The sequence below is a fragment of the Candidatus Palauibacter polyketidifaciens genome (assembly GCF_947581785.1).
In the GTDB taxonomy this organism is placed as follows: domain Bacteria; phylum Gemmatimonadota; class Gemmatimonadetes; order Palauibacterales; family Palauibacteraceae; genus Palauibacter; species Palauibacter polyketidifaciens.
Map to the genome: position 1 here is coordinate 1 of NZ_CANPVO010000006.1, position 13,467 is coordinate 13,467.

The 13,467-nt window shown below is 66.2% G+C and carries 15 protein-coding genes; 6 read left to right on the forward strand and 9 right to left on the reverse strand.

The features are described 5' to 3' along the window. Nucleotides 1-54: 54 nt before the first annotated feature. The 5 genes from RN729_RS00750 to RN729_RS00770 all read right to left on the reverse strand — a co-directional run bounded on the left by RN729_RS00750 (nt 55) and on the right by RN729_RS00770 (nt 4,069). Nucleotides 55-1,041, reverse strand: coding sequence for a calcium/sodium antiporter (locus RN729_RS00750; RefSeq protein WP_310781605.1), 987 nt, complete (start codon nt 1,039-1,041; stop codon nt 55-57). Nucleotides 1,042-1,131: 90 nt separating this feature from the next. After that, nucleotides 1,132-1,584 carry a polymer-forming cytoskeletal protein gene (locus tag RN729_RS00755; RefSeq protein ID WP_310781607.1) on the reverse strand — a complete coding sequence of 151 codons (453 nt, stop codon included), beginning with the start codon at nt 1,582-1,584 and terminating at the stop codon, nt 1,132-1,134. A gap of 12 nt (nt 1,585-1,596) precedes the next feature. Further along, a complete protein-coding gene (locus RN729_RS00760) occupies nt 1,597-2,409 on the reverse strand; it encodes a M23 family metallopeptidase (protein ID WP_310781609.1) in 813 nt (270 codons plus the stop codon). Continuing rightward, complete coding sequence (locus RN729_RS00765; RefSeq protein ID WP_310781611.1) at nt 2,406-3,302, reverse strand: ParB/RepB/Spo0J family partition protein; 897 nt, start codon at nt 3,300-3,302, stop codon at nt 2,406-2,408. Before RN729_RS00765 ends, RN729_RS00760 begins: the two co-directional genes overlap by 4 nt. Nucleotides 3,303-3,304: 2 nt before the next feature. Next, complete coding sequence (locus tag RN729_RS00770; protein ID WP_310781613.1) at nt 3,305-4,069, reverse strand: ParA family protein; 765 nt, start codon at nt 4,067-4,069, stop codon at nt 3,305-3,307. 438 nt (nt 4,070-4,507) lie between these two features. On the opposite strand from RN729_RS00770, the gene pyrF reads away from it, so the two are divergent. The 3 genes from pyrF (at nt 4,508) to RN729_RS00785 (ending at nt 7,119) form a co-directional block, all read left to right on the forward strand. After that, the gene (gene pyrF / locus RN729_RS00775; RefSeq protein WP_310781615.1) at nt 4,508-5,197 is read left to right on the forward strand and encodes an orotidine-5'-phosphate decarboxylase; all 690 of its coding nucleotides are present in this window, start codon (nt 4,508-4,510) and stop codon (nt 5,195-5,197) included. Nucleotides 5,198-5,413: 216 nt separating this feature from the next. Further along, nucleotides 5,414-6,211: a DNA-formamidopyrimidine glycosylase family protein gene (locus RN729_RS00780; RefSeq protein ID WP_310781617.1), complete on the forward strand. Its 798-nt coding sequence runs from the start codon at nt 5,414-5,416 to the stop codon at nt 6,209-6,211. Further along, a complete protein-coding gene (locus tag RN729_RS00785) occupies nt 6,193-7,119 on the forward strand; it encodes a DUF1207 domain-containing protein (protein WP_310781619.1) in 927 nt (308 codons plus the stop codon). The genes RN729_RS00780 and RN729_RS00785 overlap by 19 nt, the downstream gene beginning before the upstream one ends. A 48-nt stretch (nt 7,120-7,167) precedes the next feature. Here RN729_RS00785 and yidC read toward each other — a convergent pair whose 3' ends face one another. The 4 genes from yidC to rpmH are packed head-to-tail and all read right to left on the reverse strand — an operon-like array spanning nt 7,168 to nt 9,641. After that, on the reverse strand, nt 7,168-8,889 hold the full coding sequence (gene yidC / locus RN729_RS00790; protein ID WP_310781621.1) for a membrane protein insertase YidC: 1,722 nt from the start codon (nt 8,887-8,889) through the stop codon (nt 7,168-7,170). Next, nucleotides 8,889-9,110 carry a membrane protein insertion efficiency factor YidD gene (gene yidD, locus RN729_RS00795; RefSeq protein ID WP_310781623.1) on the reverse strand — a complete coding sequence of 74 codons (222 nt, stop codon included), beginning with the start codon at nt 9,108-9,110 and terminating at the stop codon, nt 8,889-8,891. Before yidD ends, yidC begins: the two co-directional genes overlap by 1 nt. After that, nucleotides 9,098-9,502, reverse strand: a complete 405-nt coding sequence (locus RN729_RS00800; protein WP_310781625.1) for a ribonuclease P protein component — start codon at nt 9,500-9,502, stop codon at nt 9,098-9,100. The genes yidD and RN729_RS00800 overlap by 13 nt, the downstream gene beginning before the upstream one ends. After that, complete coding sequence (gene rpmH, locus RN729_RS00805; RefSeq protein WP_310754963.1) at nt 9,468-9,641, reverse strand: 50S ribosomal protein L34; 174 nt, start codon at nt 9,639-9,641, stop codon at nt 9,468-9,470. Before rpmH ends, RN729_RS00800 begins: the two co-directional genes overlap by 35 nt. 239 nt (nt 9,642-9,880) lie before the next feature. On the opposite strand from rpmH, the gene dnaA reads away from it, so the two are divergent. From dnaA to RN729_RS00820, 3 genes are all read left to right on the forward strand, one after another. After that, on the forward strand, nt 9,881-11,263 hold the full coding sequence (gene dnaA / locus RN729_RS00810; RefSeq protein ID WP_310781627.1) for a chromosomal replication initiator protein DnaA: 1,383 nt from the start codon (nt 9,881-9,883) through the stop codon (nt 11,261-11,263). Nucleotides 11,264-11,556: 293 nt separating this feature from the next. Continuing rightward, nucleotides 11,557-12,684 (forward strand): DNA polymerase III subunit beta, encoded by a 1,128-nt coding sequence (gene dnaN, locus RN729_RS00815; RefSeq protein WP_310781629.1) that lies wholly within the window; start codon nt 11,557-11,559, stop codon nt 12,682-12,684. Between the two features lie 13 nt (nt 12,685-12,697). Continuing rightward, a complete protein-coding gene (locus RN729_RS00820) occupies nt 12,698-13,459 on the forward strand; it encodes a YIP1 family protein (protein WP_310781632.1) in 762 nt (253 codons plus the stop codon). Nucleotides 13,460-13,467: the final 8 nt, after the last annotated feature.

Here is a 13,467-nt window from a genome sequence, read left to right on the forward strand (position 1 = left end):
TTACCGTGTCGCTTGGCAACGGGACCGCAAAACGGGATGGAGGGACGGGTCAGGTCAGTTGAACAGCCAGACGAGCACGATGTAGGCGAGATAGAGGAGCAGGAGCAGCCCGCCCTCCCAGCGCTGCACCGTGCCCCGATGCAGCGCGAGCGGGATGAGAATGACCGAGAAGGCCAGGGCCGGGAGCACGTACCCGACGACGATGGTTGGATGGAGTACGAGCGGGCGAACGAGCGCGGCGGTCCCGAGGACAAGGCCGAGGTTGAACACGTTCGAGCCGATCACGTTTCCGATCGCGATGTCTCCCATTCGCCGGAAGGCGGCCACGAGCGTGGAAGCCAACTCCGGAAGCGAGGTGCCGACCGCAATCATGGTAGCGGCGATCACCGCTTCCGGGACGGCGAGCGACCTTGCGATTCCCTCCGCGCCCTCCAGCAGCCACTTCGCTCCGTACGCGAGACAGGGCAGGCCGAGGCCGACCCGTACCAGCGACCACCAGACGCCCGGCGCCGCGACGGCGGACTCCTCCGCATCGGTCCCGGCATCCGGCCGATGCCCGTCCGGAGCGGGAGCGCCATTTGCCTTCCCGAACAGGCCCACTCGTTCCCACTTCAGGAGGAAGAGCAGGTAGAGGGCCCAGCCGGATACGAGCACGAATCCGTCGAGGCGGCCGACGGCGTCGTTGAGCGACAGCACCATCACCAGGGAAAGTACGATGATGACGAGGGGCGTCTCGCGCACGATGACCCGGCGGTGGACCTGGATCGGCCGAATCAGGGCGCCGACGCCCACGATCAGGCCTACGTTCGCGGCCGTGGAGCCCATGACGTTGCCGACGGCTACGCCCGGCTGGCCTTCCAGGGACGCAAGCGCGCTTACAACCAGTTCCGGGGCCGAAGTGCCGAAAGCGACGACCGTCAGGCCGACGACGAGCGGGCTGACGCCGAATCTCTGCGCCAGGCCGGCGGCGCCCCGAACGAGCCAGTCCGCGCCGAGCGTCAGGGGCACGAACGCGAAGGCGAAGAGGAGGGTGTCCCTCATCCGCGGTTACGGGATTCCGTCAAGCGGATCGCCCGGCACGGCACGGTGCGACCGCTGCGGTCGGGAGACCGGGCGGGCGAAACCCTCGCTTCAGTTGCGCCCGGCCGCGCGCTGAGGCTTCGGCGGCTGGATCGACGGGGACGCACCCTTGTGCGGGGAGCCCGTCGGTTTTTCGTCCGCGGCCTTTGCCGTCATGTGGAGACGACCCTCAATCTGGCCACCCTCATCGAGTTTCACCCGGCGGCTCCGAATATCGCCCTCGATCTTGCAGGTTTCCTGCAACTCCACGCGGCTGGCTCCCGCGACGGTCCCTATGACGGTACCGGCCACGACGACATCCTGCGTCTCGATATCGCCCGTGATACGACCGTCCTTGCCGACGACAACGGATTTCGTTGCCTTGATCGAGCCTTCGACCTTGCCTTCGACCCGGACCGTGCCATCGCACATCACGTCCCCGAGGATCGTCATTCCGGGCGCGACGACCGAAACGACGTCGCTCAGCTCACGGGTGGGGCCGCCATGTCGAGAATCTCTAGCCATTTGCTCCTATCCTTACTCCGGTTGTCTCTCCGCCGGGGCCGCGGTGTTGTCCCGACCGCTGAGGTCCGCCAGCAGCGACAGAGGGTCCAATAGTGCGCCGTTCCGGGCGAGTTCCAGGTGCAGGTGGGGAGCCGAGGATCTTCCCGTGTTCCCTGTGAGGGCGATGACCTCGAGTCGCTCCACCGCGTCGCCGGCCGCGGCGAACAGCCAGGCGTTGTGGCCATACAATGACGTTAGGCCATCCGCGTGCGCAATCCGCAGGAATTTTCCGTAGATCGGGTCTTCCCCCGCCTCCTCGACCCGTCCCGCCTGGATGGCCCGGACGTACGACCCCGTCGGTACCGCGATGTCCAACCCGGTATGGCCGTCGCGCGAATAGTCCGGCCGTGAGCCGAAGTGACGGGTGACGAAGCCACGCTGCGTGAGGGGCCAGGCCGGCGTCGCCGTCTCTGCCGAGGTTCGTGACCGGACCTCCATGTCTCCCCTCGGGACGACGTTCACCGGCAGGGACTCGGCCGGCCGCCCGGCGGTCACTGCATCCTGCAGAAGACCGAACTCCTGCTCGAGTTCGTTCAGTCGACCCGCCAACTGGCTCATCCGTTCACGCTCGCTCTCGAGCGTCGCGAGTTCCGCTTCCAGCTCGAGTATGCGATTGGACTCGACCCGGGAAGCCGTCAGGAAGCCCCCCAGAAACCCCAGGCCGCACAGGCCGACGATCGTGCCCGCCACCGAGAGAAGCACCCGCGCGCGACCGAGTGGCAGGGATCGTACGCGCCGGCCGTCCCGTCGGACCAACTGCACCGTCCATTGCCGGAGGACCGTCATTCGCGAAGCTCCGTCGCGAGTTCGTCGCCACCCATTAAGGCCACGAGCCGCAGAAAATCATCCGTGTCGTGGAAACGTACGACGACCTCGCCCGCTCCATCCGACCGCGTCCGGATCCGCACCTGGGTTCCGAACCCTCGCTCAAGCCCCAGTTCGGCCCGTCTCACAAAGGGATCGCCCGACTCTGTCGGTTTTTTCCGCCTGGTCTTGCGCCCCCGGCGTTGCGCCGGGCGGCCTCGGCGGACGCGACGTTCCGTCTCCCGCACGGACCACCCCTCCTCCACCGCTTCCAGCGCGACGCGGGTCTGCTCTTCAGGTGTGGACAACGTCAGGAGGGCCCGGCCGTGACCCGCGGACAGTTTCCCTTTCGCGAGCAGACCCAGCACCGCTTCCGGCAGGGCGAGCAGTCGCAGAGCGTTTGCCACGGTTGACCTGTCCCGCCCCACATGCCGCCCCACTTCTTCCTGCGTCAGATCGAAGTCCTCCATCAGTCGACGATACCCTCGAGCTTCTTCAAGTGCTGACAGGTCATGGCGTTGGAGATTTTCGACGAGAGCCACGACCAGCATCTGTTCGTCGTCCAGCTCCCGAACCAGGGCCGGAACCGATGTCCATCCAAGACTCTGAATCGCCCGGAATCGTCGCTCGCCCACGACGATCTCGAACGTCTCCCCTACGGGTCTGACGACGACAGGTTGCAGTAGACCGTTCTCGCGGATGGAGGCCGCGAGTTCCGCGAGGCGGTCCAGATCGAAGTCGCCACGAGGCTGAAACGGGTTCGCCTGGATGGCTTCGACCGGAATCTCCGCTTCCGCCGAGACCCCTTCCGTTCCGAGGTTTTCGCTCAGCAGGGCCCCAAGCCCCTTCCCGAGGCGGCGGTCGCTCCGGGGCACGCCTACGGACTCCTGTGCCGATCGATCAGCTCCCGGGCCAGGCTCAGGTATCCGCGGGCTCCGCTCGACAGGACATCGTACAGAGCGATCGGTTCTCCGAAACTGGGGGCCTCGGCGAGCCGGATGTTCCTCGGGATCATGGTGTCGAAGACCTTGCCTCCGAAGTACTCACGCGCCTCGGCGGCCACCTGTTTGGCCAGGTTGAGGCGCGAATCGTACATCGTCAACAGCACTCCCTCGATCTCGAGTTCCGGGTTGATGCTGCGTTGCACCAGCCGCACGGTGTTCAGGAGCTGACTCAGCCCCTCCAACGCATAGAACTCACACTGAATCGGAATGAGCACGGCGTCCGCCGCCGCCAGTGCGTTCAGCGTGAGGAGCCCGAGGGACGGCGGTGAGTCGATCAGGATGTACTCGAAGTCATCCTGCAGCGCCTCGATCTTCCGGCCGAGGATGCGCTGGCGGTCCGACCGATCGATCAGTTCCACCTCGGCACCGGTCAGGTCCCGGCTCGCGGACACCACGGACAGACAGGGGAAGTGGACTTCCGGCCGCACGGCGGCCTGAAGCGGTTGTCCGTTTACGAGGCAGTCGTAGACGCTGGGAACGTCTCCATCCTTGCGCAGTCCGAAGCCGGATGTCGCGTTGCCCTGCGGGTCGCAATCGATGACGAGCGTGTTGCGCTCCGCGATCGCCAGCGAGGCACCGAGGTTGATCGCCGTGGTGGTCTTGCCGACCCCGCCCTTCTGATTTGCAATCGCGATCACCCGGCCCAAATCGATCCGCCCCTCGCTGATCGCCGCACCTGGCGACGTGAACCGACACGCACTGTAAGCGTATGACTCGTAACGAAATAATGTCATGACACCCGAGCGCGACAAAAGGGTCTTCGCGCAGCGGAACGTCATCTCACGTGAGGTGCTCCAATATACGCCGCTCTCGTGACCCGGGCGAACCTGGTGTAGTGCCGCAGAAAACCGCTGAACCCTGTTTCACGTGAAACATGCGATGGCGATCGTGACGGGCCAACGCGCCTCCCGGCGAAGGAACGAACTGTTTCACGTGAAACCATCGCTCGCCGTCGACGCGCCCCTTGCAGGCGGGTACGCCTGGAAAGAGCTTCGTCCTCCACTCGCCGCAGCTCAGCTTCGATACACCTGTTTCGGGAGGCCGATATCTCCGCAACGATCCCCGCAACCGACCGATTGATCCTCGCGCTGGATGTACCGACCGCTTCAGAGGCGCGAGAGATCGTCGACTCGCTGGCCGATACCGTTTCCTTCTACAAGATCGGCTTGGAGCTCTTCCTGTCCGGCGGGTACTTCGAGCTCGCCGACTGGCTTCGCTCAAGAGAAAAGAAGGTCTTTGCCGACCTCAAACTCTTCGACGTTCCACAGACCGTTCGCTCCGCGGTCCGCCAACTCCGGACCCGGGACGTCGATTTCGTCACGGTACATGGCAACGATGCGATCCTCCGTGCGGCGTGCGACGCGGCTGCGGGGGATCTCGGCATCCTCGCGGTCACCGTTCTCACGAGTCTCGACCGGGCCGACATGGACGACCTCGGCTTTGAAGCCGACATCGGAGCTGTCGTCCTGTCGCGAGCCCGTCGGGCGGAGAGCATCGGGTGCGCCGGCGTCATCAGCTCCGGTCACGAGGCCGCTCGAATTCGCTCCGCGGTGTCTCAACGGTTTCGCGTCGTCGTCCCCGGCATCCGCGTGGCGACGGATGCCGGGACCGATGACCAGAAACGGACCGTCGATGTGGAGACGGCGTTCGAAGCCGGGGCGGATTACATCGTGATGGGACGACCTATCCGAAACGCTCCGGATCCCGCACGGGCGGCGGCGGCCGTTCAGGAGAGAATATCCGCCTGGTTTCGAGAGGCTGGCTAACCGACACCCTGTCGCATAGGCCGTAACTCATTATTATACATAGTATTACGATCATTGCCTTCCCGCGGCGCCTCCGTGGCCTCCCTACGGCTTGACGCGGCGTTGAGACCCGGTGGCGATTCTTGTCCCGCCACTCCCATGAAGCACGGGGCACCTTTCCTTCGTACGGGTGTACGTCCACGTGCACCCAGTCTTGCCTACCGGAGCCGTGATGCAATGATAGAGCTTCCCGATGTTGAGCGAATGATCGAGCGTATTGCCGGTTACACGACCGGCAAAACGATCTCCATCATCCGGATCGACGACCCTGATGTCGCATCAATCGAGCGCGACATCGTCGAGAATCACCTTGAGAACCACGCCGTGGATTCCGTTGAACGCCACGGTCGCTACGTCGTCCTCCGTTTCCGTTCCGACTACAGCCTCATGTTCGACATGGGCGATGACGGTCTTCTGCGCCTCGAGTCCCAGACCGCGCCTCCGACCGACCGGACGCGGATCCGGTTCCAGTTCGCGGCCGGCCGGGAACTGCGTTTCTCGTCGTCCGGATCCCAGGGGACGGTCCAGGCCGTGGCCGGAAGCGAATTCAACGAGAAGGGGTCGCTCCAGAGTCTGGGGGTGGACCCGCTGAGCGACGACCTGACGCTGGCGCGCTTCGAATCGCTTGCGGAGGGGAATGCCCGCTCTTCCATCAAGGGTTTTCTCCTGAACCAGAAAGCGATCGCGGGGATCGGCAACGACTATGCGGATGAAATCTGCTTCCAGGCCGGCGTGCGCCCCGACCGGCGCGTCGGCCAACTGGAGCCCGAGCAGCTCGACCGGCTTCACCGTTACCTGAAGCGGGTCCTGAGGCGGGCCACGCTTCACTGGAGCGCCGCACATTCCGATCCCGGGTGGCTGATCAACTCACGCTCGTCGGGCGGCCCCTGTCCGCGATGCCGACATGCGTTGACGTCCCTCCGCGTGACCGGCCGGAAGACGGTGCTCTGCCCGAGGTGTCAGGCGGCCGCCTGAAGCTCCAGCGCATCTCGGCCGGCGGTCCGGCCGGCCACGGCCTGCCGGGCCGCTTCCGGGCGGTGCGTCCCTGGACTGTCGACGTGCGCGCCCTCGTGGCCTGCCTCCTCATGGCGGCACCTTTCGCCGAGATCCGTCCGCTTGTCGCCCAGGCGGGCAGCGGCGCGGCAGTCGGCATCCGGGACCCGAACGGCCATCCCTTCCGCACGCCCTCGGGCTCTCCCCTCGAGCCCGTACATCGTCTTGCGCTGCTGAGCGCCACGCGCGACTCCTTCCGTGACGGCATTGCCCTCGCGGACATCGGCGACCGCTTCGGGTTCTGGATCCGGCGCGATCCGGCCGGGGAGGTCGAAGTCGCAGGAGCGATTCACGGAGGGGCGTTCTCCCGCTTCGACCTCGAAGGTCCGGATCAGGCCCTCATCGAAGTGCACTACCGGATCGGCGTCCTCCTCCGCGCGCGGTTCGGCGAGGTTGCGGCTCGGGCCGAACTCTATCACGTGAGTTCGCATCTCGGGGACGAATTCCTCCTGGACACCGGCACCCGTCCCATCAGCACGAGCCGCGAGGGGATGGAACTCCTGCTCCAGGGATCTCCGGCGTCGGGCCTCACCGTCTACGGAGGCCCGGGCGTGCTGCTGCGCGCCACGCCGGACTTCGAGCCTCTTTCGCTGCGGGCGGGCGCCGCCTGGGAGTCCGCGCCGGGCGGGCGGGCGCGGTTCCATGCCTCGGTCGACTACTTCGGCTGGGCGGAACTCGAGTGGAAGCCTGCCGTTGCCGCGGAACTCGGGGCTGCGCTGGCTCGGGGGACGCGGGTCGGATTGCTCCTCGGCTTCGGTCCCTCCCGCGCGGAGCAGTTCCTCCGGCAGTCCGAGCGCCTGGTCGGGTTTTCCATCTCCCACGTGCGGTGACGTGGCGGCGCCCGAAGCCCGTCTCGGCCCCTCTCGCGTGTCCCGACGCTACTCTTTCTTCCGGGAGGCCGGCGGCTGTGCCTTCCTTCGTGCCCGGGAGAGGTACATCTGCTGCGGCAGCGACATGATGTTCGAGGCGGTGTAGTACAGGTTCAGCCCGGCCGCGAAGTTCGCAAAGAAGAAGGTGAAGACGACGGGCAGCACGTAGGAGATCATCTTCATCTGCGCGTTCGTCTGAATGCCTCGCTGCGTGATCCAGTTCAGTCCGAGCATTGAACCGCCCATCAGGACCGGGACGATGAAGAGCGGATCTCTCAGCGACAGGTCCGGAAGCCACAGGAACGGCACGCCGCGGAACTCGATCGTGTTCTGGAACACGAAGAACAGCGTGATCAGGATCGGAAGGGGCAGGAACATGGGCAGACAGCCGCCCAGCGGGTTGACCCCGTGTTCCCGGAAGAGCTTCATCTGCTCCTGCTGCAGGCGCTGCGGGTCGTCCTTGTAACGCTGCTTCAGCTTCTCGATCTCCGGCTGCAGCGCCATCTGCTTCATCTGCGCGCGTCCCGAGATGTGGAAGAGCGGTGACAGCACGATCCGCGACCCGACCCCGAACAGGATCAACACCCAGCCGTACGCCAGGGTGAACGACTCGTGCATCCAGATCAGGATCGCGACGATCAGGTTCCCGAAGGGCCGCGTGAACCACCGGAGCCACCGCCAGCCGACGGGGTTCACGTTGTGGAGTTCCTGCCCCATGGCCTGCAGACGCGAGAAGTCCTGTGGTCCGATGTACGCCGCGTACTCGAAGCCCGAGGTGCCCGCGGGTACGGGCAGCGCGGCCTGCATTTCCGCCGCGTCCTCCTCGAGCACGCCGCGCAGCATCACTCCTCCGATGCCCGGCCCCTCCGGCGGCGCCACAACGGCGGCGAGCCAGTACTTCGATTTGGATGCCACCCAACTGAAAGGAGCGCCGGAGGCCGGTCTCGTCTCGTCGATGTCCACGCGGTCCAGTCGCTCCGCCGCGATCTGTCCGGAGCGGCTCCGGGTGACGAGCGCCATCGCGGCCCTGTCCTCCCGCGGCACGGCCTCGTTTCGTTCGATCCCGCGGCCGAGACTCACGAGGACGACGTGTCCCACATCGCCCAGTCCGCGCAGCCCGCCGCTCACCTCGATCCGGTAGTCGTCCGGCTGGAAGCGATACGAGACATCGAAGGTGACCTCGCCGATCGCGGCCTCGAAACGCAGCTCCGCGGGCCCATCTCTCACCTCGAGCGTGGGCGTCGACGCGGTGAACGCAATCGAGCCGAGGGATACGGTATCGCCACGAAGCGTCAGCGCGTACGCCAGGACGGAGTCGTCCGGCCGCACCAACTCCACGTTGCGACCGCCGTGTCCACCCTCGGCGAAGTTCTCGTGCGCGAGCATCGTCGCGCCCACGAGGCGTGCGCCCCGCGTGTCGAACCGGTACTCGTACAGCTCCGACCGAACCGTGACGATCGAGCCTTCCCCGGCTGTGGCCGCGGTCTCCTCCACCTCCCCCGCAACCGCCGGCGTCTCCTCCGCTTCGGCCAGAACCGCCGCCACCTCCCGGGCCGCTCTCTCCTCGGCGGAGAGCCGGTCCAGCTCGTCCGCCGCGGTCGTGGTTTCCTGCGTCGCGACACTGTCGGGCGACACCGGTTCCGGCGGCCTTTCGCTCGGCGGGAAGAACACGTTCGAGAGGATCATCACGCCGACCATCAGCGCGATGGCGAGAAGCAGACGGCGTTCCATCAGCGCTCCCGGGCGGGAACCGGGTCGTAGCCGCACGACCCGAGGGGGTGACAGCGAAGAAGGCGCCGAACGCACAGCCAGACGCCTCGGACCGCTCCGAATCGCCGCACCGCGGTCAACGCGTATTCCGAGCAGCTCGGCTCGTACCTGCAGGAGGCCGGCAGCCAGGGAGAGACCACCAGCTGGTAGCCGCGAATCGCTCCGATGATCACCCGGCGCATACCGTCTCCAGCGAATCCATCAACGTCGTCCGAAGCCTCTCGTACGAGGCGTCGTAGGCGGCCGGTTTCGCTCTCACGACCAGGTCCAGATCGAGCCGGCGGGCTTCAAGGGCGGGCAATACGTGAAGGCGAGCGATCTCGGTCAGGCGCCGCCGTACGAGGTTTCGCGCGACCGCGCCGCGGCCGTGGCGAGGCGTCACAACCCCGATCCTGGAGCGGCCGGCGGTCGACCGAGCGAAGAAGACGTCCACGATGCGGCCACGGCTGGAGCGGCCCGCACGGATGGTTCGGCGAATCTCCCGTGCTGTGCGCAGCCGAGCCGCGCGAGGCCGTCGATAGCCTTCGGGCCGACGCCCGCTAGCGGCTTCGTCGCTTGCGACGGAACGCGTCACTGACGGTGAGCCGACGTCGACCCTTCCTTCGGCGGCGCGACAGCGTGCGGCGGCCCGCCTTCGTCTTCATGCGCGCCCGGAACCCATGATCCCGAACGCGCTTCCTGTTGGTCGGCTTGCTGTATGTGGGCTTCCCCATGTCACATCACCCGAGGCTTTCCGGTCATATCTTCAGGTCTTCGAGGCCAGCCCGGAAGTCTAGACCTGGCGCGGGATAGTGTCAATTCGGCGCGCCCGACGACGACGACGGCGCCCGATGCCGTCCGCCATCCATGCGCCATCCCGCGAGGTGTGTCCCTTCGTTGACACTCGCCGGCGGATTCGCCTAAGATCAGAACCCTTATCCCACCGTCTTCTTCTCATGCCAGCGCGTCACGGATGGAGCTGACTGCACACGAGGCCTGGATCAAGATTCGCGCGTCGGCGAAGCTCGTGCTCCCGGAGCAGACCTATCGCACCTGGCTCGGATCGACCGAGGCCGTCTCGCTTTCCGACGACACGCTCGTCGTCTCCGCGCCCACCCGGTTCGCGGTCGAATGGGTCGAGGACAAGTACGGGACGCTTCTGCGTGACATCTCCGAGCGGGAGCTCGGCGCGAGGCTTCGACTCCGCTTCGAGCACAAGGGAGCCGAGGAGCGTCTCGACTTCCCGGAGATCGCGGAACCCTACCCCGGCGACCCCGGTCACGCGCTGGCTTCCCAGACGCCGAATCGCGGAGGCCTTCCCGCGGCGGCGGCGCTGAACGAACGCTACACCTTCGCACGATTCGTCATTGGCGGCAGCAACGAACTCGCCGCGGCGGCGTCGGATCGCGTCGCCGCCGCACCGGCCACGACCTACAACCCGCTCTTCATCTGGGGTGGCACCGGTCTCGGCAAGACACACCTGATGCACGCGATCGGCAACACGATTCTCGACCGCCTTCCGGACTGCCAGGTCGCCTACGTCCCGTCCGAGCAATTCACGAACGAGATGATCGATGCGATCCGGACCGGGCAGACCGCGCTCTTTCGCGAGCGGTACCGCCGGATCGACGTCCTGCTCATCGACGACGTGCACTTCATCGCCAACAAGGAAGGGACGCAGGAAGAGTTTTTCCACACCTTCAACGCGCTCTACGACGCCAAGAAACAGATCGTCATCACGAGCGACCGTCCGCCGCAGGACATCCCCGGCCTCCAGGAACGCCTCGTTTCCCGGTTCGAGTGGGGTCTCGTCACCGACATCCAGCCCCCCGACCTGGAGACGCGTTCCGCGATCCTGCGCAAGAAGGCCGACGAGGACGGGATTGAAATCGACGACGACGTCATCGAGTACGTCGCACGGAGTCGGCGTACCTCCGTCCGGCAGCTCGAGGGCGCCCTGATCAAGCTTCTCGCCTTCAGCTCTCTCACGCGACGCGAGATTTCGCTCGACATGGCGCGCGACGCGCTGGGGCCCGAAGGCAGCGACGCCGATGAGCAGGTGATCGAAGTATCGGCGGAAGAAGTCCGCGCCCGCATCGCCGCTTCCTGGGGTGTCTCCGTGGAGGCGCTCATCTCGAAGCGGCGGAACCGGACCGTGACCGTCCCCCGGCAGGTCGCGATGTACCTCATCAAGACCCATCTCGACCTGCCCTACTCCGATATCGGCCACCTCTTCGGCGGCAGGAATCACTCCACCGTCATTCACTCCGTCAACAAGGTCGAGGCGGACATGGCGTCCGATGCCTCGCTCCGCGGCCGCATCGGCCAGCTGCAGCAAGAGCTGTTCCGAACCTGATGTCGCGTCCGTCCACCACCGTGTGCAAAACGGGACGAAGACTGCGCGTTACGCACACGATACGCACACCATCGAGCGCATCGCCTCCGCGGCGGCACCAATGTTTCGCCGGAGCTTCGACAACCGTGTCGGCGTGTCGACAGCGGACGCACCTCTGCCGGGCCGCACCAAACCTGGGGAACGCCGAATTTTCGACACTTCGACAGGCTCTACTACTACTCCGTTGATACATATATCATACGCAACCGTAGAACCCACGGTGGAAAACCCGAACCGACACTGCCGGAGCTGAAATGAGATTCTCGATCACCCGAGAGGCACTCCAGGAGGGTCTGGCGGCAAGCGCTGCCGCCGTCCCGACCCGAGCCGCGCTCCCGGTTCTCTCGAACATCCTGATCCATGCGGAGGACGATGCCGTGCGGCTGAGCGGCACGGACATGTCGATCTTCGTCTCGTTGTCCGTGCCCGCGGAGGTCTCCGAGGCGGGCGTCGTGGCGCTGCCCGCGAGACAGCTCCTCGAGATCTCGCGCGTGCTCGACGATGCGCCGGTAAAGTTCGCCGCGGCCGACGGAAGTGCCGACGGAGCCTCCGCCGGAGTGGACATCGAGTGTGGCCGGAGCAAGTTCCGGCTTTATGGGCAGGCGCCCGACGAGTTCCCGGACTTCCCGGAGATCGATTTCGCCGGGGGTTGGGAGATGTCGGCCGGCGAGCTGCAGACGCTGATCGAGCGGACGAGTTTCGCCGTTTCCACCGAGGACAGCCGGCCGATCCTGAACGGGATCCTGTGGCAGTTGCGTGAGGCGGCAACCGTGATGGTCGCCACGAACGGCCACCGCCTCGCGAAGATGTCGCGCGAACTGGACGTCAGCGGCTCGCCCGACGAGGCAGACCTCATCATTCCTCCGAAAGCGCTGAGCCAGGTGCAGAAGCTGTACCCTGCCGACACGGTGCTTCAGGTCGCGCGTTCGGAGAATCACCTGGCGTTCCGGTCCGCCGACCGGGAGGTCTTCACGTCGTTGATCGAGGGACCGTATCCGAACTACGAGCAGGTCATTCCGAAGGACAACGACAAGGTTGCGACCGTGAACCGGGCGGGCCTCGAGACGGCGGTGCGGCGCGTCGCGGTGATGGCGGATGACTCGACGAGGCGCGTACGCCTCTCCTTCCGGTCCGGCGACCTCGGGTTCAAGGTTCAGACGCCGGATCTCGGGGAAGCGGAGGACGCGCTGTCGCTGGATTACGAGGGCGAGGACATTCAGATCGGCTTCAATGCGACGTACCTCCTCGAGGTGCTGCGGCACATGCCGGAGGAGGACGTTCGAATGACGTTCAAGGCGCCGGAACGGGCGGCGACCTTCTCTCCCGCGAGCGGCGAACCGGATTACCTCTGCCTCGTAATGCCGCTGCGCATCCTCGACTGAGTCGCGGGCACAAATGACGACTTGCGCGAGGTGCGGGCAGGAGAGCGCCGCGTTCGACCGCTGTCCGTTCTGTGGAGAGGCTGCGGCCAGCTCCGAACGGGAGCGCGCGGGCGAGGCGGAGGGCGCAGAGGAGCTTAACCTGCCCGCGTGGGAGGATCCGGCGGTACCCTTCCCGGTGAACCTGATCGAGACGTGGCGCCGCAGCGTGTTGGAGCCCGGCGCTTTCTTCGCCCGCGGGCCCTTCGATCGCGCGGCGGTGCGCCCAATTCTCTACTACCTCGTGATCAGTGTCCTCGGAGCGGCGCTCTCGCTGACCTGGGGAGCGTTGCTGCCGACGACGCAGCCGGGCTTCGTGGAGACGGTCGCCGAGGTCATGAACATCGCGCTGCCGGATGCGGCGGCCACTGCGGGCTCCGCCGGGAGGCTCGCGGATTTCTTCCTCGCCCCGTTCTGGGCGGCGCTGTCCCTCGTCATTGCGAGCCTGCTCCTCCATCTGTTCGTACTCCTGCTGGTCCCCGGGCGTCGAAGCCTCACAGCCACCGTGCGCACGGTCTGCTACGCGTGCGGACCCGGCGTCTTCGCCATCATCCCGTTCGTCGGAGGAGTGGTGGCCTGGGTCTGGGGAGCCGTGCTGACGGTGATCGGCCTGCGAGAGGCGCACCGGACCACGACCGGAAGGGCCTTCGCGGTATGGCTGCTGGCGGCCGCCCTCCCGGTCGCCTTCCTGCTGCTGGGGGTCCTGCTGATCATCGCCCGCGTGGCAAGCGGAGTTTGAGCGCCCCT